Here is a 308-nt window from a genome sequence, read left to right on the forward strand (position 1 = left end):
TGCCAGCAGGTATAGCCAAGCAGCACCTTGGTACCAAGCATCGGTTATGCTCGTTGAAGCAGCACGTTGCTGATCCTGACTAGGCATCGTCCGCCAGGTTCATATTGTAAAGTTTGGCGTACTCACCATTTGCAGCCAGAAGTGATTGATGTGTTCCCTGCTCGATTACACGACCTTGGTCCATCACTACAATTTTATCTGCATTTTCTACAGTCGATAGGCGATGCGCGATCACAATTGTTGTACGTCCCTCCATCAATACCTCCAACTCACCTTGAATAGCTTTTTCTGACTCTGTATCCAGGGCT

General features: G+C 47.7%; 1 pseudogene. It reads right to left on the reverse strand.

Annotated features, from left to right (window positions below):
- Positions 1-79: 79 nt before the first annotated feature.
- A pseudogene (locus tag A3756_RS27285) lies at positions 80-308 on the reverse strand (lipid ABC transporter permease/ATP-binding protein); the annotation flags it as partial.

Source organism: Oleiphilus sp. HI0086 (assembly GCF_001635225.1).